This is a genomic window from Thermostichus sp. OS-CIW-33, assembly GCF_054059615.1.
The window spans coordinates 1-22,140 of record NZ_JBSSCH010000026.1 but is presented as its reverse complement, the minus strand read 5'-3'; the positions used below and the strand labels follow the sequence as shown (position 1 = coordinate 22,140).

The 22,140-nt window shown below is 60.3% G+C and carries 23 protein-coding genes; 9 read left to right on the top strand and 14 right to left on the bottom strand.

The features are described 5' to 3' along the window. Positions 1-87: 87 nt before the first annotated feature. Positions 88-1,008, bottom strand: coding sequence for an XdhC family protein (locus ACVWZG_RS12785; RefSeq protein WP_457407320.1), 921 nt, complete (start codon positions 1,006-1,008; stop codon positions 88-90). A gap of 55 nt (positions 1,009-1,063) precedes the next feature. Further along, positions 1,064-2,215 (bottom strand): serine hydrolase domain-containing protein, encoded by a 1,152-nt coding sequence (locus ACVWZG_RS12780; RefSeq protein ID WP_457407322.1) that lies wholly within the window; start codon positions 2,213-2,215, stop codon positions 1,064-1,066. 124 nt (positions 2,216-2,339) lie between these two features. Between ACVWZG_RS12780 and ACVWZG_RS12775 the strand changes: the two genes are divergently transcribed. Both ACVWZG_RS12775 and ACVWZG_RS12770 read left to right on the top strand, forming a co-directional pair. Next, a complete protein-coding gene (locus ACVWZG_RS12775; protein WP_414343887.1) occupies positions 2,340-3,302 on the top strand; it encodes a LysR family transcriptional regulator in 963 nt (320 codons plus the stop codon). A 108-nt stretch (positions 3,303-3,410) separates the two neighbouring features. Further along, a complete protein-coding gene (locus ACVWZG_RS12770) occupies positions 3,411-4,442 on the top strand; it encodes an anthranilate phosphoribosyltransferase family protein (protein WP_457394859.1) in 1,032 nt (343 codons plus the stop codon). 102 nt (positions 4,443-4,544) lie between these two features. Here the strand turns inward: ACVWZG_RS12770 and ACVWZG_RS12765 are convergent, their stop codons facing one another. After that, the gene (locus tag ACVWZG_RS12765) at positions 4,545-5,825 is read right to left on the bottom strand and encodes a DUF4912 domain-containing protein (protein ID WP_457407324.1); all 1,281 of its coding nucleotides are present in this window, start codon (positions 5,823-5,825) and stop codon (positions 4,545-4,547) included. Between the two features lie 454 nt (positions 5,826-6,279). On the opposite strand from ACVWZG_RS12765, the gene ACVWZG_RS12760 reads away from it, so the two are divergent. The 3 genes from ACVWZG_RS12760 to ACVWZG_RS12750 all read left to right on the top strand — a co-directional run bounded on the left by ACVWZG_RS12760 (position 6,280) and on the right by ACVWZG_RS12750 (position 9,525). Further along, entirely contained in the window at positions 6,280-7,086 is an 807-nt protein-coding gene (locus ACVWZG_RS12760) for a hypothetical protein (protein ID WP_148202674.1), read from the top strand. A gap of 127 nt (positions 7,087-7,213) precedes the next feature. Further along, entirely contained in the window at positions 7,214-8,335 is a 1,122-nt protein-coding gene (locus tag ACVWZG_RS12755) for a glycosyltransferase family 9 protein (protein WP_457407326.1), read from the top strand. Between the two features lie 248 nt (positions 8,336-8,583). Beyond that, positions 8,584-9,525 carry a DMT family transporter gene (locus ACVWZG_RS12750; protein WP_414329528.1) on the top strand — a complete coding sequence of 314 codons (942 nt, stop codon included), beginning with the start codon at positions 8,584-8,586 and terminating at the stop codon, positions 9,523-9,525. Positions 9,526-9,557: 32 nt separating this feature from the next. Here ACVWZG_RS12750 and ACVWZG_RS12745 read toward each other — a convergent pair whose 3' ends face one another. Beyond that, complete coding sequence (locus tag ACVWZG_RS12745; RefSeq protein WP_414419403.1) at positions 9,558-10,685, bottom strand: iron-containing alcohol dehydrogenase family protein; 1,128 nt, start codon at positions 10,683-10,685, stop codon at positions 9,558-9,560. A 250-nt stretch (positions 10,686-10,935) separates the two neighbouring features. Here ACVWZG_RS12745 and ACVWZG_RS12740 point away from each other — a divergent pair, with 250 nt between their 5' ends. Continuing rightward, entirely contained in the window at positions 10,936-11,355 is a 420-nt protein-coding gene (locus tag ACVWZG_RS12740) for a tellurite resistance TerB family protein (RefSeq protein ID WP_414351616.1), read from the top strand. Here the strand turns inward: ACVWZG_RS12740 and ACVWZG_RS12735 are convergent. From ACVWZG_RS12735 to ACVWZG_RS12700, 8 genes are all read right to left on the bottom strand, one after another. Next, positions 11,333-12,592: an aminotransferase-like domain-containing protein gene (locus tag ACVWZG_RS12735; protein ID WP_414419402.1), complete on the bottom strand. Its 1,260-nt coding sequence runs from the start codon at positions 12,590-12,592 to the stop codon at positions 11,333-11,335. The genes ACVWZG_RS12740 and ACVWZG_RS12735 overlap by 23 nt on opposite strands. 22 nt (positions 12,593-12,614) lie before the next feature. Then, entirely contained in the window at positions 12,615-13,736 is a 1,122-nt protein-coding gene (locus ACVWZG_RS12730; protein ID WP_457407329.1) for a hypothetical protein, read from the bottom strand. A 200-nt stretch (positions 13,737-13,936) separates the two neighbouring features. Continuing rightward, positions 13,937-14,521, bottom strand: a complete 585-nt coding sequence (locus ACVWZG_RS12725; RefSeq protein WP_414344494.1) for a hypothetical protein — start codon at positions 14,519-14,521, stop codon at positions 13,937-13,939. Between the two features lie 131 nt (positions 14,522-14,652). Beyond that, a complete protein-coding gene (gene pyrF / locus ACVWZG_RS12720) occupies positions 14,653-15,360 on the bottom strand; it encodes an orotidine-5'-phosphate decarboxylase (protein WP_414419400.1) in 708 nt (235 codons plus the stop codon). Beyond that, positions 15,357-15,698: a DUF6464 family protein gene (locus tag ACVWZG_RS12715; RefSeq protein ID WP_457413145.1), complete on the bottom strand. Its 342-nt coding sequence runs from the start codon at positions 15,696-15,698 to the stop codon at positions 15,357-15,359. Before ACVWZG_RS12715 ends, pyrF begins: the two co-directional genes overlap by 4 nt. A gap of 140 nt (positions 15,699-15,838) precedes the next feature. After that, complete coding sequence (locus tag ACVWZG_RS12710; RefSeq protein ID WP_414374986.1) at positions 15,839-16,180, bottom strand: hypothetical protein; 342 nt, start codon at positions 16,178-16,180, stop codon at positions 15,839-15,841. A gap of 103 nt (positions 16,181-16,283) precedes the next feature. Beyond that, on the bottom strand, positions 16,284-17,084 hold the full coding sequence (gene pgeF, locus ACVWZG_RS12705; RefSeq protein ID WP_457385706.1) for a peptidoglycan editing factor PgeF: 801 nt from the start codon (positions 17,082-17,084) through the stop codon (positions 16,284-16,286). Then, positions 17,081-17,512 carry a DUF3119 family protein gene (locus ACVWZG_RS12700; RefSeq protein ID WP_457407332.1) on the bottom strand — a complete coding sequence of 144 codons (432 nt, stop codon included), beginning with the start codon at positions 17,510-17,512 and terminating at the stop codon, positions 17,081-17,083. Before ACVWZG_RS12700 ends, pgeF begins: the two co-directional genes overlap by 4 nt. A 431-nt stretch (positions 17,513-17,943) precedes the next feature. Between ACVWZG_RS12700 and ACVWZG_RS12695 the strand changes: the two genes are divergently transcribed. Next, complete coding sequence (locus ACVWZG_RS12695) at positions 17,944-18,855, top strand: diguanylate cyclase (protein WP_414415667.1); 912 nt, start codon at positions 17,944-17,946, stop codon at positions 18,853-18,855. A 21-nt stretch (positions 18,856-18,876) separates the two neighbouring features. Here ACVWZG_RS12695 and gcvH read toward each other — a convergent pair whose 3' ends face one another. Both gcvH and ACVWZG_RS12685 read right to left on the bottom strand, forming a co-directional pair. Then, positions 18,877-19,266, bottom strand: coding sequence for a glycine cleavage system protein GcvH (gene gcvH, locus ACVWZG_RS12690; RefSeq protein ID WP_457407333.1), 390 nt, complete (start codon positions 19,264-19,266; stop codon positions 18,877-18,879). 82 nt (positions 19,267-19,348) lie between these two features. After that, positions 19,349-20,254 carry an alpha/beta fold hydrolase gene (locus tag ACVWZG_RS12685; RefSeq protein ID WP_457385709.1) on the bottom strand — a complete coding sequence of 302 codons (906 nt, stop codon included), beginning with the start codon at positions 20,252-20,254 and terminating at the stop codon, positions 19,349-19,351. Between the two features lie 142 nt (positions 20,255-20,396). Here ACVWZG_RS12685 and ACVWZG_RS12680 point away from each other — a divergent pair, with 142 nt between their 5' ends. Then, positions 20,397-21,344, top strand: a complete 948-nt coding sequence (locus ACVWZG_RS12680; RefSeq protein ID WP_011432015.1) for an NAD(P)H-dependent glycerol-3-phosphate dehydrogenase — start codon at positions 20,397-20,399, stop codon at positions 21,342-21,344. Between the two features lie 276 nt (positions 21,345-21,620). Further along, positions 21,621-21,986 (top strand): response regulator, encoded by a 366-nt coding sequence (locus ACVWZG_RS12675; RefSeq protein WP_011432017.1) that lies wholly within the window; start codon positions 21,621-21,623, stop codon positions 21,984-21,986. Positions 21,987-22,140: the final 154 nt, after the last annotated feature.

The window sequence follows — 22,140 nt, the reverse complement described above, 5'->3', positions numbered from 1 at the left end:
GTCAGGACTTGGGTCATGGTTCTATCGTAACTTCCGCATTCCTCCCGACACTGACCCTACGGGTACAGTGCGGGGCTCCTGCGATTTCTAGCTGAAGGCGGTCTCCGGGATCCCTTCCTGGGCCAGGGTTCGCAGTACGGTTTGTACCCGCTTGCGGCTGCCGATCATCCCCAGGTAGTGGGGGGTCAGGCCGGAGTGGTAGATGGCCCGCAGGATTTGGCAATCGAGGCTGTAGCTGCGGGTCACAAGAGCGATGTAGAGCTGCGGGATCCTGTGCAGATGGGGGATAAGTTGGGCAAAGGGTTCTGAGCACAGCCGCTCGGCAACGGGAAAGCGCTGAGGGGTTACCCAGTCCGGGCGATCGTCCTGAACCCAAATGCGAAAGCCGGCCAAATGGGCGATCTGGGCCAGGGACAGGCCGCAGTGGCCCGCTCCGACGATCAGCAGGGTGGGGGAAGGGAGGAGGGGCTCGACCCAGGATCCCGCGAGGAGCTGTGGGCGGGATGGCAGGGGGGCAAAGTGCTCCGCACCGCTGTCGCTAAGGCTGAGGTAGGGGAACCCCTGAGGATGGAGGGGAGTGATCAGCCAAGCCCTTTGCCCTTGGGTCAGAGCCTGGAGGATCTGGGCCACCAACGTTTGGGCAAGGGATCCCTGCCATCGCTGTAGCCAAATGTGCATCCGTCCCCCGCAAACGCCCAGGGGAGGGCTGTTGAGGTCAAGGGAAACTTGCATCCCAGCCGGCGAGGACTCCGTCTTGCCGAAGTGCTCCGCGCTGCTCTCGCCATCGCCAACGGGAACAGCGGTCTGCAAAAGGGTTTGCGCTCGGGCAATGACTTCCGCTTCGGCAGCCCCACCGCCAACAGTGCCCAACAGGGTGCCATCGGATCCCACGGCCAGTTTTGCCCCCGCCTGGCGAGGCACAGATCCCTGGGTGCGGATCACGGTGGCCACCACCAGCGGCCCGCGGGAGAGCATATCTGCCAACTGTCGGTAAAAGGTCTCGTCCACCTCAGCCTCGGTTATGCCTACGGCACCCTAGCGGGAACGGTCAGGGACTCAATGATCAAGAAAGCCCCTCTAGGATGGCCTGATGGAGGGCAACCCGGAAAGCCTGGAACCCGTTCTCCCGCCGACCGTGGTAGACGGCGTTGGTGAGCAGCGCCACCACCAGCTCCCGCTCTGGATCGATCCACAGGGAGGTTCCGGTGAAGCCGGTGTGGCCGAAGGCGCTGGGGCTGAACGGGTAGCTGCTGGCCAAGGGATCCGGGGAGCGCAAGGCAAACCCCAAACCCCGGCGCTCGTGACAGCGGTGGGCATCCCCTTGCTGAGGCAACTGCTCGCGGGTCATTTCCCTCACCGTCTGCGGCTGCAACAGGGATCCCGTCAAAAAACTCTCCCCGAAAGCAGCTACTTCCTCTGCCGTGGCGAATAGTCCGGCATGGCCGGCGATCCCGCCCAGGCGGGCGGCATTTTCGTCGTGAACCTGCCCCTGCAGGCGGCGCTTTCGCCAAGGACACAGCTCGGTGGGGGCACAAGAGCCAGAGACAGAGGATGGGTCAAAGGGATCCCCTGGATAAAACTGAGTTTGGCTCAGGCCCAGAGGCTGCAAGATCCGGGCGTACAAGATCTGATCCAGAGGGGTTCCGCTCAGACGTTCCAAAGCCAGCCCCAGCAGGATCAATCCAAGATCGCTGTAGACTCTGCGGGATCCCGGCCTGTAGGCCAAAAAGGTGTGCAGGGCCATGTGCCGGGCCGATTCGGCATCGGGCTGTCGAAAAAGGGGTCGCCAGGCGGGCAAACCGGCGGTGTGGGCCAGCAACTGTCGCACCGTCACCTGTTCTGCTGCAATAAGCTGGCCCAAGGACTCCGGCTCCGCAGCTATCCATTCCCCTGGTTGCAGAGGATCTTCATAGGGGGCAATGGGGCGGGATCCCTGAAACTCCGGCAACAGGAGACTCACCGGTTGATCCAACAGCAACGCTCCGGCTTCCACCAGGGCCATGCAGGCGGTGGCGGTGTAGAGCTTGGTCAGCGAGGCCAGGTCAAAACGGGTGGCCGAGGTTGTCGGTTGGCGCCGGGTCTCAGGGTCGAGATAACCTGCCGCCCTTGAGTAAATACACCTTCCCTTGTGGCGGATGGCCACTTGGGCAGCGGGGAAAAGGTGCGGAATGGCAGAGTTGAGCAGCCCCTCCAGCAAGGCTGGATCCCAACCCATCTGCTTCTCCTCCTGGCTTGGGGATCCCCAGTCCAACAAACAACTTGTAACGGTGTTTACAAAAGCCTACCGCTTCCCCAGCTAGGATGCCACCACGGCAGGCTACATCATCAAGGGATCCCAGGTGCGGCTGGAGTTGTTGCAAGCCTTTTTGAACGTGGTGGAAACAGGTAGCTTTTTGGCCGCTGCTCGCCTCAGCGGTCTGACCCAATCGGCTATTAGCCGCCAGATCCAGGCCCTGGAGGAAGCGGTGGGGGCTCCGCTGTTGCATCGCAAAAGCCCGGTGGCTCTAACCGTAGCTGGGGAACGGCTTTTGCCCCATGCCCGTCGCATCTGTCAGGAATGGCAGCGGGCTCAGGAAAGCATTCGAGAATGGCTGCAGGGCCAGCAAACCGAGCTCTGCATTGCTGGGATCCATTCTCTGATCGCCCATCAACTGCCGCCGGTGCTGCAACAGTTTTGCCGGGAGTACCCAGAGGTGCAGTTGCGGGTTACCGCTCTGGGCAGCGACCGCGCCTTGAAGGTGCTCAGGGATGGGCTGGTGGACGTGGCCCTGGTAATGGAGAATCCCCTGATGACCCGGGGGGCAGAACTGGTGGTGGAGCCACTGTACTCGGAGCCAATTCAAGTATTGATGCCCGCCACCCATCCCCTCAGCCGCTACGAGCGGATCCCCTGGAAGGTGCTGGCGGAGTATCCCCAGGCCGTGTTCAAGGATGGCTATGCCATGCGCTCCTTGGTGGGATCCCATCTGGCCCGACAGGGGCTTCCCCTGAAAGCAGCCCTGGAACTGAACACCTTGGATGCCTTTCGGGGGGTGGTGCGACAGGGGCAGCTCATTGCCCTCCTGCCGGAGTCGGCCCTGGTGGACTGCTGCGCCGATCCGGATTTGCAGGTGCGGCCCACCGAGCCCCCCCTCTTGAGGCGACAGGTGGTTATGGTCACCACCAGCGATCGCTATCGGATCCCTCCCATTCGCCGGTTTTTGCAGTTGGCCGCCCAGCTGATTAGGCAGTCTGGTAATGCTGAGCCTGCTTCCGGCGCAGATCCCCATTGGCCCTCTGCTGGGCTGTTGTCGGTTTTGTAGAGACCTTTTGTAGAAATTTCTGGTCAAATACCCATATCGGTAGTTTCAAGTGTTCCGCCCTTATCTCCCCCTATCCTGAGTAGCCCAGCGCTCCCGACCGCCGATGCTATGAGCCAAGAGTTTCGCGAGCTGTTGAAAAAAATCGGCAGCGGCACCCACACCCACCAGGATCTCAGCCGGGCAGAGGCCGCCAGCGCTGCTCGAATGCTCCTGCGGGGGGAGGCCACTCCCGCCCAGATCGGGGCTTTTTTAATTGCCCACCGCATCAAGCGCCCCACTGCCGAGGAGCTGGCCGGTATGTTGGATGCCTATGCAGAAGACGGCCCTCTTCTGCCCCAACGGGATTTGCCTCATCCCTTGATCATCTTTGGCCATCCCTACGATGGCCGCTCGCGGACGGCACCGCTGGGGGTGCTGGTGGCTTTGCTGCTGGCGGCGGCAGGGTCAGCCGTTTTGCTGCATGGCTCTGGCTTCTGTCCCACCAAGTATGGGCTGCCCTTGGAAGCGGTGTGGCGGAGCTTGGGGGTGGATTGGCGAGGGCTATCCCTGGAGCGGGTGGGGCAACTGCTGGAACAAACCGGGCTGGGATTTTTGTATTTGCCCACCTGTTTTCCCCAGGCTCAGGCCCTGATGGACTACCGGGATCAAATCGGCAAGCGCCCCCCCTTGGCCACCTTGGAGCTGGTCTGGACGCCCTACCAAGGCCCCTTTCACCTGGTGGCCGGGTACGTGCATCCGCCCACCGAGGCCACGATGCTGGAGCTGTTTGCCCTGCGGGAGATTCGGCAATTTACCACCGTCAAAGGTTTGGAAGGCAGTTGCGACCTGCCGCGGGAACGGGCGGCCATTCTCAACCAGGGCGGGAAACGGCTGCTCTTGAAGGCTCGCGATTGTCACTTGGCAGGCCCGGAGATTCCCCTCTCCGGCGAGAAAGAGCTGCTCCGGCAGATGCAGCAGGTGCTCAGCGGGGATCCCTGTGAACTCACCCCAGCCGTTCTCTGGAATGGGGGCAGCTATCTGTGGCTCCTCGGGCTTGCTCCATCCTTGCCAGAAGGGATCCAACAGGCGGAAGACCTACTTCGCTCCGGACGGGTGATGGAGAAGCTGAAACAACTGATCCAGGTGATCGACCTCTCCTAGGGCTGGGATCCCCTGTTTTGATGGCTGGAGTCAAGCTCTCCAGCCCAGGGAAAAAAGCCCCCCGGCCAGCTCCAGGGGGCAAGAAGGGAAAGGTTGGATCCTTCAGGGCAACAACTCTTCGATGGCCTCTTCTTTGGTGTTGGTGCGGCGGGAGAGGGTGCGGCGGTCGAAGGTCATGTGGATCTCCCGGTTTTGCTCGCCATCGGCAGCCACCGCAAAGATGGGGAAGTCGATGTTGCCGTCTGGGAAAGCCATGTGGAAGCGGAAGGTGCCATCGGGGTTGAGCTGGATCTTGCGCCCGCCAATGGTAACGGTGGCATCCGGCTCTGTGGCCCCATAGACAATCAGCTCGGCATCGGCCACCAACCAGAACTTGCGAGAGCGCTGCGGCAGCACTTCGGAAGCCCCCGAGAACAGGCCCAGGCCGGATCCTGAAGCCATCCAGGGAGCAGCGGGCACCTCCGCCATGGCCATCCCCATCATGCCCACACCCGAGGGGATGATAAACGAGCTGATGGCCTGCTCGGGCACCAATTGGCGGCTGCCCATCTGGTGGCTGCCAAACAGGGATCCCGCCACCCGCATTGACTCAAAGCCGCCCACCATTTCTAGGAAGGGATCGACCGTGGCACCCTGCTGCGGCTCATCGCCCTTGTAGGCCACCACGCCCATGCCGGTGGCGCTGCGCTTGTAGGGCTCGCTGAGCTGGTAAAGGGTGCGGCCCTGCAGAGCCATGTCGAAGGGCACTGTCAGGAAGTGCTCTTCAAACCAGTCGGAGGGAAAGACTGGCGGCACCATCACTGCAGCCGAGCGGGCCAACATCAGCCAGCGGCCATCTGCCGTCCGGTAGCCGATCTCCACAATGTAGGAACGATCGCTCACCGGGATCGGCAAATACCACTCCCGCGCCAACTCGTCACAGGGGTACTCCTGCATGCTGTGGGCCGGCTGGTAGCTGAAATCGATATCCGTCACATCGTAGAGGCGCAGCGCCAATTGCTGACCCCCCTCGCGGCGCTTGCTCTCCTTGGCCTCGTTGGGCACATCCCAATAGGCGTAGGCCCACTGGGGATCCCGCGGCAGCAAAACGATGCGGCTTTCCCCGTAACCGCCCGGCAAATCGCCCAGCCCTTTGTCCACATCGGCCAGATCCGTCTTGCCGGCAACCTCTTGACCCCTAAACTTCGTTTGGGTGACCGATTCTTGCCCCTTGGGCTCCGGCATGGCATCGACAGGGCGGCCAGCTTTGACTTGGGCCTCTCGAATGGCCTCAATCAGCTGGTCTTTGGTCATGCGGCTGTACTTGGGGATCTGATAGCGGGCAGCTTCTTCCCGCAACTGCCGGATGGTCATTTCTTCCAACGGGATCCGCTCTTGTGGCATGGTCGGGGTCTCCTGTCTTCGACAAATCGGGCTTCGTGCAATGCTCCAGCTTTTGTCCTATGGGCCGATCCCAGCTTGTGGTTCTGGGGACAACCTTGAACCTGCTGATGTATCGGCTTGCCTCGGGCTCTCCAGCCGCTGATGACCACAGGTGGGGATCAACGGGGATCATCAAGAATGATGAACCCATGTTTGCGTATTTTTGCCTGTCGGTCAAGACCCTGGGGATCGCTGGGGATCAATCTCTTGTTCTCCGACCCACCTTTAGGGAGAGGCCAGGAGCCCCAGCTGCTCTCAAGCCAAGGGGAAGACTGCGCGGGATCCCCTGCCGAACCGGCCCTGCCTGGGTAGCATGGGGGAGGATGAGCGGTTGCCGAGCGGGCCGCAGGTTTTGAGGCCAAGAGGTGTGGGCATGAGGTGGTGGAAGTATAGGATTCAAGGCATACGGATCCAAGTGAGCTGGGCAGCACTGGGGATCCTGCTGGCGGGGCCGGTCTTGCCGGTGGAAGCTGTGGATGCCCAAACGCTGTTTCCTCCCCTTTACCGCTTGCAAGGGGGATCCCCTACCCTGCCCGCTTCTGAAGCAACGCCCTGGCGTCCAGTAACCCAGGATTCTGTTCCGCTCCCACAAACAGATCAAGCCGATCCAAAAGTCCAGCCGGCCCAACCCGGCCATGGAGAAGTGGCAGAAGGCCCGGTTTTCGATCTGGATCTGTTGCGGCAGTTCGGCACCAGCCCTGGCGGCAGTGGCTCTGGATCCCGGCAGGGGGAAGTGATCGGGCCGGGCAGCGGCCAGAGTGGGGTGCGCGGAGCCAGTCCTGGCTCAGGGGTGGGCACAGGCCAAGGGCCAGGGGGCGGAACGGGTCTGGAGGCGGGATCCCAGCGGCGGGAACCGCAAGTGACAGGGTTGATTGTGGATGCACGAGGCTTGGATTTCTTGCCTAGCCAGTCAATGCGCTTGTTTGATCCCGATGGCAATCAAGTCTATACCCCCGTTACTCTTGGCCAAGACCTCAACGCGGCCTTTGTGGGCAGCGAGGGCACAGCTGCCTATGCCACCTCGGAAGAGCAGGCCCGCTCACTGGTGAACCGCATCGGGGAACGGCCTCACCGCATTCGTGCCATCCGCACCCTGGGCTACGACCTGGTGATTTCCGCCGAAGATGCTTTTAGTCTGCGCCAGATGAATGCGACAGATGGCTTTCTGGATCGCTTTGCTGTGGTGGTCATCTGGGATGGCAGCCAAGCCAGTCTCCCCTGAGGCCCAGGGATCCCAGCATGGCCATCAAAGCACAGGACAGAGGAATGCTAGCCTAGCAAAAGTGCTCTGTCTGCACCACCCGCACCACCTCCAGCGGGGTTGATATCTTCCTGGGGATCCCAGCCTTATGCAACGGTTTGCCAACCAACCTCTGCGGGAACATCCCCACCTGGCGGTGTTTTCCTCCAGCAAGGTGGGCAATTTTGTGGTTACCATCCCGCTGTTGCGGGGCCTCAAGGAAAAATACCCCGGCTGTGTGCTGGACTTTTTCGGCAGCGAGATTACCCGCGACTTTGAGCTCCACTGCCCCTACATCGACTTCAGCTTTCCTCTCTACAGCCGTCGTCCCGATTACCTCGAGGCCCTGACCGCTGCTGTGCGAGAACGGGTGACCCAGGCCGGCCCCTACGACTTGGCCATCAATTGCGACGAGTTTAGCGAGCTCAACCTGGTGGCGGTAACGGCCCTGCGCCCCCAGTACATTGCCGGGGCCGGTTTGACCTTGGATTTTCGCCGCAAGTTGGATCCCGGCTCCGACCCGGTGCAGCGCATGCTCCAAGACGACGACTGGAACAGCCTGGAGTTTTTGCAGCGCTACAAAGATATCCTCACCAGCAACTACATCGCCGAAATCTTCTGTCGCCTGGCCTATGTGGAGACGGATTTTTTTCGTCTGGAGCTACCCAGCCGGGATCCCGATTTTCCGGTGCCAGAGGTTTTGGTGCACATCACCACTACCCGCCGCGCCAAGATGTGGCCTCTGGAGTACTGGCGGCAGGTGATCCAGTGGTGCCAAGGCCAGGGCCTGCAGGTGGGGCTAATCGGCAGCGCGCCGGAGCTGCAGCGATCCCTCTACCACGGCGGCAGCAGCGAAGACGAACTGCTGGCGCAAACGGGAATGGTTGACCTGCGGGGCAAAACCAGCCTCATGGAGCTGGCAGGAGCCTTGAAGCGGGCGCGGGTGTGTATCTCCGTGGATGCGGGGCCGATGCACATAGCGGCGGCAGTGGGCTGTCCCACCATTGCCCTGTTTGGCAACGATGTCGATGGGGATGGGGCCAGCCCGGTGCGACTGTGGGCTCCTCGTCTGCCCCACGTCTATCTCACCCAAACCGCCTACAAGTGCCGGGTCTGCGCAGAGAACAAGTTCAAAAACGAAACCTGCCTGGTGGAGGGTCATCCCTGTATGGCCCATCTCAAGCCGGAAACGGTCATCGGCTACTTGAAAGAGATTCTCAAGCAAACCTAGAGGTTCCACGCCCTCACCCCCAGCCCCTCTCCCAAAGAGAGAGGGGAGCTATGGAGCGACGGGGTGAGTTGTTTCATGGCTACTTGAAATGGCCATGTCTTGGGATCCCCATCTTTTTCCCCCTGGGAATCAGGGGGGCCGGTGGGCAGCAAGGAGTGCCCAGGGGCGCAGTTCGGATCCCTGGAAGTCCGTTTAAGCTGAGAGTTCAAGGCTGAAAACTTAGTGCCTAAACCATTTGGGTGTGAGCTGTGACTTTGGAGACGTGGTGTCGCCACCAGCTGAGCCGCTTTGCAGAGTGGGGAAAAATAAGGCTCTGGCAAGGAGTTGCCCTGAAGCTGCTGGCCACTGCTTGCTTTGCCTGTTTAGGGGCGATCATCCGGCTCAACACTCCCGCCCTTCACCCCTTTCAGATTGTGTTTTTGCGCAACCTATTCGGGTTTCTCGCCCTGTCGCCGCTGGTGTTGCGGGCTGGGATCCAGTCTCTGCACACCGCCAAGATGGAGTTTTACCTCCTGCGCTCGGCGATCAGCACGGTGGGGATGTTGCTCTCCTTTTGGGCAGCCAGCCTGTTGCCTCTGGCAGAAGCTACGGCGCTGAGCTTTGTTCAACTTTTGTTTGCCGGCACGATGGCGGTATGGGTGTTGGGCGAGCAGATGCGCTCGTCCCGCTGGCTGGGATTGGGCCTGGGGTTTGCCGGGGCTTTGGTGATGTTGAGGCCAGGCTTCCGAGAGTTTTCTCTGGGAACAGGGCTGGCCTTGGGGGCGGCAGCACTCTTTGCCTGGGTGACCATCGTGCTCAAGATCCTCTCCCGCACCGAGTCCAGCCTCACGATTACGGCCTACATGGGCCTGCTGCAGACCCCCCTTTCCTTTCTGGCTGCCGTCTGGGTTTGGACCTGGCCTTCTCCTGAGCAGTGGCTGTGGATGGTGGCCATGGGGCTACTGGGCAGCATTGGCCAGGTGGCCCTCGCCCAGGCCTACAAGCTGGCTGAGGTGACGATGCTGCTGCCTCTGGATTTCTCCCGTCTGCTCTGGGCCAGCCTAATCGGGTTTTGGGTGTTTGCCGAGATCCCGGATGGGTGGACTTGGATGGGCGGAGCCTTGATCTTGGTGGGCGCCACCTCTGGAGCCTACGGCGAAGCCCGCCTGCCCACAATGCCGACCCAGGCCCGTACCGGCGGAGTTGGATAGCAGGCAGATGATCCTCTGCCAGGGGCAATGACCTAGACCCGAGGCAGAACGGGGCTGGAGCTGGTTAAATCGGTGGTGGTAAGGGCCACCAACAGGGCTTCTGGACTGACGGGGAAGGGCAGGTGGTGGATGTCGGATCCTGGCTGGCAGGCCACTTGGGCAGCATGCAGCAGGTCGGCGGATCCCAAGTGACCTAGCTTGAGATCCCGCAAGTTGAGGGGCAGCCCCACCTGGCGGTAGAACTCCAGCAACTGGGTACGTGCTGCCAGCGCCAACTGGCTTCCCTGCAGGATCTCTTCTAGGCGGAGCTGGGCCAAAATGCCGAAAGCCACCTTCTCGCCGTGCAGGGTGGCCCGGTGCCCCGACAAGTGGGTTAGCCCGTTGTGGACAGCGTGGGCGGCCACGGTGCGACACTTAGCCCCACCCATGCCGCCGACGATCCCCGCCAGGCAGATGCAGGCATCCACCACCTGCTTCCAAGCGGTTCCGCCCGGCTCCCTCAAGGCCGCCGCCGATTGCTGGAGGAGCAAATCCCGCAGGACGCGGGCCTGCTGCACAGCGCCAATCACCAGGGCATCTTCTGAACTGCCGCTGCTGACGGAAGACTCGTACCACTTAGCCAAGGCATCTCCGATCCCAGCCACTAGGGTGCGCGCTGGAGCTTGCAGAATCAGCTCATAGTCCAGGATCAGGGCAGCAGGGGCGCGATCCAGGCTCACATCCTGCTGAAAAGCGCCGCTGTCGGAGTAGATATTGGATAGGGCGCTCCAGGCGGCACAGGTGGCCGCAGAGGTGGGCACGGTAACCACCGGGATCCCCAATCTGTGGGCCACTAGCTTGGCCGTATCCAGTGCCTTGCCACCCCCCACTCCTAAGATGCCGGTTACCGATTCCGCCATGGCTAGCGCCTGCAAACGCGCCAGCTCCGACTCGCTGCAATCTACCCCGTAGGTAGTCCAGTGGACTTGGACGGCAGGCTCCCGCGCGAAATTGCGCTCCAGGGGGGCCTCAACTACAGCCAAGGAGCGTTCCCCCCCGATCACCAGCACGCGGGATCCCAGTACCGCAAGGGGCACAGCTTCCAGAATGCCGCTGCCGCGGTACAGCCGACCCGGGGCCAGAATGGCAAGATCCAATTGGCAAGGAGAGGCGCTCAGCATTGCAAGAATGGGCGAGAAAAAGGACTCCGTCCCGCTATCGCGAATAGCTCAGTGTCCGTGAATACAGATAACGATTCTAGCCGCAAAAAGGGCTGCGCACCGCTGGCGCGAATGCAGATGGCTCACCTAAGGTCTGGCTATAGTTAAGCTGTTCATCCCCTCAACTCTGCAGCCTCTAAGGTCTCTGGCCCCCTGACACGTTCGCAGAAGTGTCGCGTAGCGACAACAGTTCTCAGCAAGGGATCCCACCATGAACCCCACAACTCAACATCAGCTCATGCTTAAAATTGTGGCCGGCTCTGCTTGGGCCGATGGGCATTTGGAACCCCAGGAATTGGCCTACTTGGGATCCCTGCTGCGCCGCTATGGTTTGGAGCACGATACCGAGCTGCGAGAACTGATCCAAGAGCCTATCCCAATGGAGCAAACCGAGCGCTGGATGGCCGATTATCTTGCCCAGGCCAGCGAAACCGAGCGCATGCAACTTTTGGGAGCAATCGGCAACCTGATGATCGCGGACGACACGGTCTCTCCAGAAGAGCACACCCTCTTGGATGACTACTACACCCTCATGGCCGGGATCCCGGCTCGTCCAGAAGCTGCACCCAACCTGGTGAAGGGCGTTGGGCAATTTTTCCGGCGCATGGCTAAGGCTGTGGGGAGCAGGTGACGCGAGAGTGCATCAGTCTGTGCAGTTGCTCCCCAATGGTCTGGATCCCACTGACAATGCGCTCCTCGGGTTGATAGCTGAAGGCCAGGCGCAGAGCATGGTCTCCTTGGCCGTCGGCAAAGCAGTGGGTGCCCGGTAGGAAGGTGACCCCCAGGGCACGGGTAGCCTGCAACAAGGTGCTGGCGCTTAGGGAAGGGGGCAGCTCACACCAGACGAAAAATCCACCCCCAGGGGCCTCCACCTTGACTTCGGGCGGAAAATATTGAGCGATGGCCTCCAGCATCACCTGGCACTTTTCTCGGTAGCGACGGGTGAGGAGTTGAATGTGGCTTTGCAGACGGCCCTCCCCGCAATAGCGGGCCACCACCCGGCCCAAAAAGGGCCCCAGGGATCCCTCGCTGCGAAACATCTCCAAGCGGCGGATGATCTCAGGGTGACCACAGGCCCAACCCACCCGCACCCCCGGCACCACAATCTTGGAGAAGGTGCCCACATGAAGAACCCAGCCTTCCCGATCCAGCGCAGCCAAACTGGGCAAGGGATCCCCGGCAAAGCGCAGGTCGTAGTAGGCCTCGTCCTCCACCACCACCACACCGTACTCAGCTGCCAACTGCACCAATTTCTGCCGCCGTGGCCCAGAGAGGGTGCAGCCTTTGGGGTTTTGGAAGGTGGGAATGGTATAGACAAATCGGGGGCGGATCCCTTGGCGAGCCAGATCGCGCAGCACCTCTTCCAGGCGATCCACCACCATGCCTTCCCCATCCACCGGAATCGAGATCAGACGCGCTCCTGCCGCCGCAAAACGGCTGACAGCCCCCATGAAGGTGGGCCCTTCCACAATGACTACATCCCCCGGCTCCACGAAGACCTGAGGCAACAGGCCGAGGATCTGCCCAGAGCCATAGCCGATCAGTAGGTTTTCCGGCTGGGCCTCTACCCCTCTATCCCGCATCAACTGCAGCACCACGTTGATCAGCCCGGCAAACGTGCCGCCGTAATTGAGGGCATTGTCCCCATCTTCCGCCAACACCTCCGCCGTGGCCCGCGCCAAGTCGGCCTTGGGAAACAGGCGCGGATCCGCCAGCCCAAAGGTAAAACTGGTAACCACTGGCGCTGCACCTGGGATCTCCGCCCCGAAAGGAGAAGGGATCACAGCCTGAGCCCGTTGGGCAAAAAGGGTTTGCAACAAGGGCCGCGAAGTGCTACGCGGTGCCGATGCGGACGAGGTCTGGGTCATGGCAAGCAAGAGAAAGAATACCTTAGGCCAATGCCTGCCACGATAACAAGAAAGAACTGCCCAGGAGTAGGGATCCCAAAACCCGCCGCCAGCTCCGGTAGGGGATCTCAGCCAAGACGCCGCCGGCGCTCAGGCATAGGAAGGGGAGCACCACCAAACCCCAGCGAGCACTTTGCTGCAGGGTGTTCACTTGGGGATCCCAAAACCATGTCGCCAGCGCCCCCATCCAGAGGACATGGCCCAAACCGGCCAAGCTGAGCAGGGCTTGCTGCCGTTCTGCCCAGGGCCAGCCCAACCGCACCAAGCTCAACCCCAAGGGCAGCATCAAAGTAGCCAAAACGGCCAAGCCACTTTGGGAGCTGAGAGGATGGGGAATCACCTCAGCAGAGGTAGCTGGCCAATCAATCCGTCCCAACCAGGAAAAACCCATCACCAGCAGCAGCAAAAGCAGTCCTGATGCCCCGCACTGCTGACGCGAACGCAACGGTTGCCGTGGCCACTGCTGGCTCGTCCACAGCCCCGCCCAGAGCAGAGCCAAGGGCCAAACCTTATAAGACAGGGCACAAGCTAAGGCCAGACCCCACCAGCGCAAGGTGGATCCCGGCCCAACACCACAACTGCAAAGCAAAACCAGGCTGCCCAAAATCTCGCTGCCTGGCTCCAACCCTTGGGTCAACACCCAGGGGCTGAGTCCCCATAGACCGGCACTCCAGAAGTTGCCCCAGCTCCAGCACAACAGCAGAATGGCCAAGCAGGCCATAGCTGAGAAGATGTGCAGGATCCCTTCAGCCGAGATCCCGGTTCCCTGAGCCAGCCAGGGCAGTAGCCTGTCGGCAAAAGCGCTCCGCACCACTGACGCGAACGAGTGGTAGAGAGGCAGTTCCGGTTGGACAAAAGTCAGGGATCCCTCAGAACTGCTCACCGGCAAAACGCGCCACCACTGCAGAGGAGCCGGTTGCCCCCAAGAGCGGAGTCGCTGCCCCAAAAGAAGGCCCATCCCTCCCCATAGCAGCCAGTGGCCCATGAAACCAAAACCGACCAAACGCCGAAGGCGATGGTTGTCCCTGTTGGAGGAGCTCAGGCGGGGAAATGAGCCGCGGGGCAGCCGCTTGCCCGGGCGGGGTGTGGCGGGGGGAAACTTCATGGGTAAACCCTAGCCTGTTCGCATGAGCAGTGCAGAACACTATCCCTACACGGGGTGGGCCCTCGACCGGCAGCAGAACATCCAACGCCCTCTACTCTTGGCCGGTTGGGGAGAAAAAGTGCCCCTTCGTTACTTCCAAAAGAGAATCTCCCCGCGTGACATACTCCCGCACTCATGCTGACGCAAAGCGCTCCGCGCCGCTAGAGAGAAGGTCTAGTCAACTCTAGATCGCCCGTCAAGGGGCAACCCGACTGTTGCCAGCGGCGGATGGCCTGGGCAGTGAGTCCATTCGTTACATCGCGAATGGGGATCCCCGATCCGGTTACCTGCAGACGCACCAACCGCCAGGGATCCCCAGGAGCAGCCCGCAGAACATAAGCCTCGTAGGCCAGTTGCAGGGTTTCGCTGCGCCGACCGGCCAAGGAGTTGCCCTCCTTTTGGGGGTGTTGGGGCAAGACCAAGCGGCGCTCCAGCGTGGTGAAATACAGCCGAAAAGCTTCTGGCGAAACAGCAGTTGCGGTGTCCGGCAAAACCGGAGCCAGCTCCTGTTGGCGTAAGCGGGCCGGAGACCCTGGAGAGAGCATTTCAACCTCCGGCTTCCCCACCAGCACAACCTGAAACTCAGAGCGGGAGCGGCTCAAGGCCAGATTGAGAAACAAAGGCAACTGCTCCGTTAGAGCCTCAGCCCAAACCTGAGGAGCAGCCAGGCAAGTTTCCCCTCTTGCCGGAACGAAATGCTCCGCACCCCTAACGCGCCCAGGAGTGCTGACCAGGCCCAAAACCACCGACAAACCGACTCCTAGCCAACATCTCCTGCCGGATCCAGCCGGCCTTTTTTCAGGGATCCACTGCACAAGCCTACGGCGTCGTTGCATTACAGAACTACCCCAATAACATCGGGCATCTCCCCACACCCTCACCCGGCAGCATCCCATGAGGCTTGGAAGCGCCGCAAGGCGGCCACGGGATCGGGAGAAGCGGTGATGGGGCGGCCCACCACCAGATAATCGGCTCCTGCCCGCAGAGCTTCGTCGGGCGTGCAGATGCGCTGTTGATCCTCCTCTCCATCCCCCGCCTTGGCTTGGCCCAGACGGATCCCGGGAGTAACCAGCAAAACCTCCGGCCCCAAAGCTTGGCGCAACCGCGAGACCTCCTGAGGAGAGCAAACCAGTCCAGTAAAGCCTTGAGCTTGAGCCAGCCGGGCCAAATGCAACACATAGTCGGCGGGATCCATCTCGATGCCCAGTTCCTGTCGCACCTGCGGGGGGCTGAGGCTGGTTAAGAGGGTAACCGCCAATAGCCGACAAGAACTGCCCTGGGCGGCTGCCACGGCTGCCCGCAACATGGCACTGCCACCGGCAGCATGGACGGTGAGCAGATCCACTCCATAGCTGACGGCCACCGCCGTGGCCCTCCCCACGGTGTGGGGAATGTCGTGCAGCTTCAAATCCAGAAAAATGCGCTTGCCCCTTTCCTTGAGAGCCTGCAGAACGGAAAAACCCGCAGCAGTGAACAACTCCAGACCCACCTTCCACCACAGCACCTGCGGCAAAGAGTCCACCCACTCCAGAGCCTGCTCTTGAGAAGAAGTATCCAGCGCAACAATCAGGCGGTCACCCTTCATCGGGGCTCATTCCGGGGCTCATAGTGGGGACAGCCCTCACAGGGGCCGCAGGGGTTGACGGCACAGCGCAACTCTGGAGAATGGGCATTGTAGCGGCAGGTGGGATCCCCGATGTATTCTGGCGGCGAAGCCACGTAAGTGTAAACAACCACGCCCCCAAATCCTATCGGGCTGACGAAGAAACGACTGGTGGTGAAAGATTCGCCAGAAGGGTTGAGGGTTTCCTCAAAGGGTTCTGGCTCAGGCTCCAGCTCCACTTCCTCCTCCAGATTCCAGAGGGCTTCCCACTGCCTAAGGGTTTCCTGTAAAGGCACAGCCAAGTGCTCTGCCAGCTCCATCAGGGCAGTCTCCAAAGAGGCCAAACTTTCTTCGGCCACTTGGGCAAAGGCTGCAACCCATTCCTCCAAAAGTTTCTCAAAATCCATGCAGCAGCGACCTAGAGGTTCCTTCTTCACCTTACCGCCAGCCTGGGCAACCTTTAACTTCCTCCCCGGCAAACGGCATCCACTAGAGCTTGATTCACCAATGGAAACAGCTCCGCCAACTCTTCTGTGGATAGGTTTCCGGTACAGACATTGGCGCGAATATGCCACTCTGCCCACATTTGTGCCGAAGGAGCAGCAGGATCCCGGCCCTCCTCAGAACCTGAACCGCCCACAGGTACCCGAGGGAGGCTGCGTCCCGACCCAAGGTTCAGTTGCAGTACGCTGTCACGGTTGATGCCGGTTAGAGAGGTTTGAGCATTAACCCCTTCAGGCAAAGCAAGCGCCAGGGACAAAGCCATCCAAGACAATCCACAAAAGGTAACGCTGCGAAACATGGGATCCTCGCCGGCTAGGATTAGTTTATTTTAAGAGCCCTATCTTGAGCGCAATTATAGCCACTGCCTCCGGTTCCTCTGGGCAGAGCCGGGCTAAGTCTTCCTACGACCGCAGGCCGATTCCCGACCACTGCACGCAATGACGGCCCTGCTCATCCTTCAGGGATCCATCGCGGCGATAGGAAAAGAAATCTTGGGGTTGGCTGAGGGTGCAATGGGGGCTGACGGCAATGTGTTCAGGGGGGATCCCTTGGGCTTGGGCTTGGGCACCGTTGACCCAGCGCAGATCCAGGCGAACCTTGCCGGGCAGAGGATCGGGCAAGAGAGCGGCGCGGGCATCCAGCCCCGGGGGTAAACTGTTCAGCACCAGCTCCGCCACCTCCTCTGACACCTGATAGACCGACCCCGAAATGGAAGGCCCGATGGCAACGCGGATCCCAGCAGCAGGGATCCCCGCCTGTAAAAACTCCTGCAGCACCTTGGACAAGATCCCCGCAGCAGTGCCTCTCCACCCGGCGTGAATGGCTGCCACCCATTCTCGACTGGCCACCAAAATCGGCACACAGTCAGCGGTGCAGACCCAGGCAGAATCTCCTTGGCGGCGGGCAATGACCGCATCTGCCTGAGAGCGGGTAGGGATCCCTTGACCAGCAGAGCAGTCCTGCTCTCGTTTGTGTCCAAAGGTTTCGGTGATCCCATCTGCCCAAACCCAGTTGCAGCCATGCACCTGATGGCCCCACGCGGCCTGTTCAGGGGGCAGTTGCAGCCGAGCGGCCAACTGAGACGGGGGATGGGGATGACCTTGGCGAGAGCCAAAAGCGTGAGGCCACTCCGCCAAAAGCTGACACTCCAGCCAGCGCCATCTCCCTGCCTGCTGCCAAACCCACAAGGCGGAGCCACTCATCGGCGGGAGCTACCCGGACCAGCAATCGGCGGGGATCCTTGAGACCGATGTTGGGCGTGGAGATGACCCACCCGCTCTTCCAAACACATCTTCAGCTCAGCAGGGTTAAACAGCATCGGCAAAAAATGAATGCTCCGGGTTTCTCGGAAAAAGAACAACACCGGCAGCGGCGGCCAGAAAATTTGCCAATCCTGCCACTCGCTGTAGGGGAACTCGCGGATGCGCCTGGAGCCACTGTAGACCTGCAGCGCCGTTCTGGTAAAGGCCAGACCGATCAGAGAGGTCTGCACCACCAAAAACAGGCCAAACAGGCCCACCCCTAGCCCCGCCCAAAACGAAAGCCAGAACAGCGGCACCGCCAAAGCCAACACCGACAGGCTGAGGCGAAAATCCGGGGTCAATAGATGGGCAGAATTGGGTCTAATCATGCCCCATTTCTCCTCTCGGGGATCCCAGACCCATTCTAGGCCGCCTCGGCAACTCTTCAGAAGTCAGAGGATCTGTAGGACATAGAGGAGAGAGCCTCTTCTCGAAATCAGGGAACGAGGGGCAAACCGAACCCGTTTTTTGAGTTATCCCGAAAAATACTTGGGATCCTGGGGAAATTGGGGTTTGCCATTGAGCTTCTTCCCACAGCTGGCCGATACAACCGCGCAGGCGGGATGGAATCCTCGCGTAGCTCTCAACTGAGGGCCTCACCGCGTGCGATGGTATACGATAAACTCCAGAGTTCCGCAAGTTTACAGATCAGAACCGGCGAGACATCCCTCGCTCACCCAAACACGGCCTGGGGAAAACCGACATAATACGGATATAACGAGTGCTTACTGCTAACCCGCACAATTCGTTGGGCCTCTCCATGCCTCTCGACCCTCTCTCTCAGTTGCCAGAGGAGCCAACCACTCAGATCCCCTTGGAGTTTTACGAGCGCAGACCCCAGCCTGAGGCAACTGCGGCCTTTCTAACGGTGCTCAGCGGCGCCAATGTGGGCATGACGTTTCCCTTGGCGAGGGGTGGAGTTTTGGGGCGCAGCCACCGCGCGGACATTCAGCTCTTGGATCACGCCGTCTCCCGGCAGCACTGTCGGCTGGAAAGAGAAAGTGAGGGTTATGTTCTCACCGACCTGGAGAGCCTCAACGGCACTTATGTCAACGGCGAGCGCATCAGCCGCGTTCTCCTGAAGGATGGAGATCGCATTCAAGTGGGGGCCAGCACCCTCAAGTTTGCCTACTACGACGCGGCAGAAGAAGCCTTCTTTTTGCAAATGGCCACTGCCGCCCTCCACGACCCGCTGACCGGCTTGCATAACCGACGTTTTTTCCTGGAGCAACTGGAGCTGGAGATCCCCTTTGCCCTTCGCCATCGCATTCCCCTCCACGTGCTCTATCTGGATTTGGATGGGTTTAAGCAAATCAACGACCGCTGGGGGCACTGGGCTGGGGATCAAACCTTAATCCAGGTGGCGCGGCGATTGCAAGCTCACGTTCGCCAAGACGATCTGGTGGCCCGCTTGGGGGGCGATGAGTTTGCCCTGCTGGTGCGCGGGATCCCGAACTCGCAGATCCTAGGGCTGGCAGAACGCTTGCGGCAGGCTGTCCAGACCCTGTTGGTGCAGGCGGGGACGGAGACCATCTCCCTAAGCTGCAGTGTGGGCATCGCCTCTCTGCTGGAGCTGGGAGAGGGAACTGACCCACAAAGTCTGCTGGCTGCTGCCGACAAAGCCCTCTACCAAGCCAAAGCTGAGGGGGGTAACCGAGAGACTTTGCTGTAGTTCAGGGCCAACTGCTGGAGTTTAGGATCCCTCTACCAAACTGGCGTAGGCTTCGGCGCTCATGGTGTCCTCGAGATCTTCGGGGTTGGCAATGCGCACCTTGATCAGCCAGCCATCGCCATAGGGATCGTCGGCAAGGCTTTCGGGGCTCTCCACCACCGCTGTATTCACGGCCACCACCTCTCCAGAAAGAGGGGCATAGAGATCTTCGACGGCTTTGACCGATTCCACCGAGCCAAAGCTTTTCCCTTTTTCAATCTCTGTCCCTTCTTCGGGCAAGCCCACGAAAACGATATCCCCCAGTTGATCGACGGCATAAGCTGTGATCCCAATCACCGCAATATCATCCTCGACATGGATGTACTCGTGGGTGTCCACGTAGCGCAGATGGGATGGATACTCCAGGGCCATGCCGGTTCTCCCGTAGAATTCAGTGGATTATTCTAGGGTCAACCCTTGAAGATGGTAAAGAGCGGATCCCAAGCCCGGCCCGCTAGAGAAACTCCATCAGCAGCCGATTGACCGTTTGCGGAGCTTCCTGCTGCGCCCAATGGCCGCATTCGGGGATGTACTCCTTGCGCAGGCCGTTGGGGAAAAAGGGATCCATCCCCTCAGTTAGCTCGCGGCTGAGGGCAAAGTCTTCTTCTCCCCAAATCAGCAGGGTGGGGGCGAGGATCTGCCGCATGGGCTGCAAAAACAGGTTCTGCAAGGTGGGCAGGTTAAACAGCTGGCGGTAGTAGTTGAGGGCAGAGGTGAGAACCTTGGGTTTGGAGAGGGCCTCTTGGTAGAGCTTGAGGTCGTGGCGGGTGAAGGCGCTTTTGCGCACCGAGGTTTCCTGGAAAATGCGGCGCACCCAATCTCCCAAATCCCACTGCAGCACCCACTCTGGCAGCCAAGGCAATTGAAAAAAGAACAGGTACCAACTGCGGCGCAGTTGATCCAAGTTGCTCAAGAATTCGCGGCGAAAGCAGGCCGGATGGGGAGAATTGAGGACGGCCAGCTTGCGAATCTCCTCAGGAAAAAATTGCGCCCAGTGCCAGGCAATGGCTCCCCCCCAATCGTGGGCTACGACCACCGCCCTCTGAGCCCCAAAGTGCCTCAGCAAGCCGCGAATATCCTCAGTAAGGGTATCCAAGTCGTAGCCGTGATCCGGTTTGTCGGAATCGTTGTAGCCGCGCATGTCGGGTGCCACCACGCGAAACCGCTGCGCCAACACCGGAATCTGATGCCGCCAGGAGTACCAAAACTCCGGGAAACCGTGCAACAAGATCGCCAGCTCCCCTTCCCCTTGGGTGACGTAGTGCAGTTGAATGCCATTGGTAAGGGCATACCCGTGCTGCCAGGTTCCCATTTTGGCAGCTACCTCAGGAGGAAGGCGGGGGATCCCTGCTTCTGCCATGTCGTCTGCTCTCGAGCTAACCCATGATTTGGTATCCACCCATACTAACCTTTGTCGCCGGTCTTCCCTTTGCCGGCGCAGGCTTTTTGAGAGGCATCCTACGAAGAAAGCTTAAGAGAAAGTCTGCGGGTGAACAGATTAGATGAACACTAGCGCAGAAGGCCAAAGCCCAACATCCCCGCAAAGCGTTGCCATTTTGGGAGCCGGGGCTTGGGGAAGTACCCTGGCGATGCTGGCTCAGGGGCAAGGGCACCGGGTGCGGGTTTGGAATCGCCGCAAGGGCCTGGATTTGGCAGAAGTGCTCCAGGGATCCCAAATCCTCATCTCAGCCGTCTCTATGGCGGGGGTGCGCCCTGTGGTGGAAGCAGTGCGCCAGGTGGGGATCCCGCCGCAGGCAATTTTGGTCTCGGCCACCAAAGGGTTGGATCCGCTGCAGCTTCTGACCCCTACCCAAATCTGGGGGGCCACTTTCCCGGAGCAGCCTCTGGTAGTGCTTTCGGGGCCTAATCTTTCGGCGGAGATCCGCCAAGGCTTGCCGGCAGCGGCAGTGGTGGCCAGCCGGGATCCCTGGGCCGCTGTGCAGGTGCAGTATGCCCTTTCCTCGGAGCGGTTCCGCCTCTATACCAGCAGCGATCCGCTGGGAGTGGAGCTAGGCGGCACCCTGAAAAATGTTATCGCCATCGCTGTTGGCGTGTGTGATGGCTTGCAACTGGGGGCCAATGCTCGTGCGGCTCTGGTTACCCGCGGCCTGGCAGAGATGATCCGGGTGGGATCTAAGCTGGGGGCACGGGCAGAAACCTTCAATGGCCTGTCGGGGTTGGGGGATCTGCTGGCCACCTGCCACAGCCGCTTGAGCCGCAACTACCGAGTGGGCTACGGGCTAGGCCAGGGCCAACCCTTGTCGCAGATTTTGGCGGAGATCGAGGGCACCGCCGAAGGGGTTTACACCGCTCCCGTCGTGGTCGAGATCGCTGCCCAGCACGGCATTCAGGTGCCCATCACCCAGGAAGTGCATCTGTTGTTGCAAGGGCAGACCACCCCCACCGCCGCCCTCACCCGCCTGATGGAACGTCAACTGACTTCGGAATAGGCTGCCTTCACTTCTCCCAAAGGAGGAGGGGGGTTTCTGGCATAACCGCAAATCTGCGGATGAGGAAAGTTGTTCCGCACTCTATCAGGATTTTTGCAGAGCAGGGAGATCCCAGAATGAGCGATTTGGCGGAGTTTTTTTTTCCAGAGTTTCCCTATGCTGCAGCTGTAGTTCTTCGACTTGTTCTTGCATCAACTCGGATCTCTCTGGCTCCGGGAAGGCGGACAGTAGGCCCGACAGGTTGGGCCAGGTCTTTGTTTAATTTTTTACAAAGTTATGTCCAAACGCATCCTGGTGATTGAAGACGAACCCTCTATTCGCACCTATCTGCAGAAGGTGTTGCAACGAGCGGGGTACGACACGGTGGCGGCCACCGATGGAGAAGAGGGCTTGCAGATGGTGCGCACCCTGATGCCCGACTTGGTGTTGTGCGATGTGGTGATGCCCAAGCTGAACGGCTATGGGGTGCTGGATGCCCTGAGATGGGATCAGTCTACAGCTCACATCCCCTTCGTTTTTCTCTCCTCGAAAATCTCTCCCGAAGAGATTGAACAGGGGCTATGTTTTGGCTCCGATGCCTATCTGACGAAGCCCGTTGACCAGAAACGCCTGCTGAAAGCCGTTGCTGCCCAATTGTCTTGAGTTGACCAAAAGGCGCGGCAAGCCCCGTCCTTCAGGGCAGGGAAGGATAGCGCCGACCATAGCCGACGCCCTTTAAAAACGCAGTGTCGGCCATGTGAATATCGTTGTCATCACGCATAGGCCAAGAATACGATTGAGCGGTGCAACGACTTCA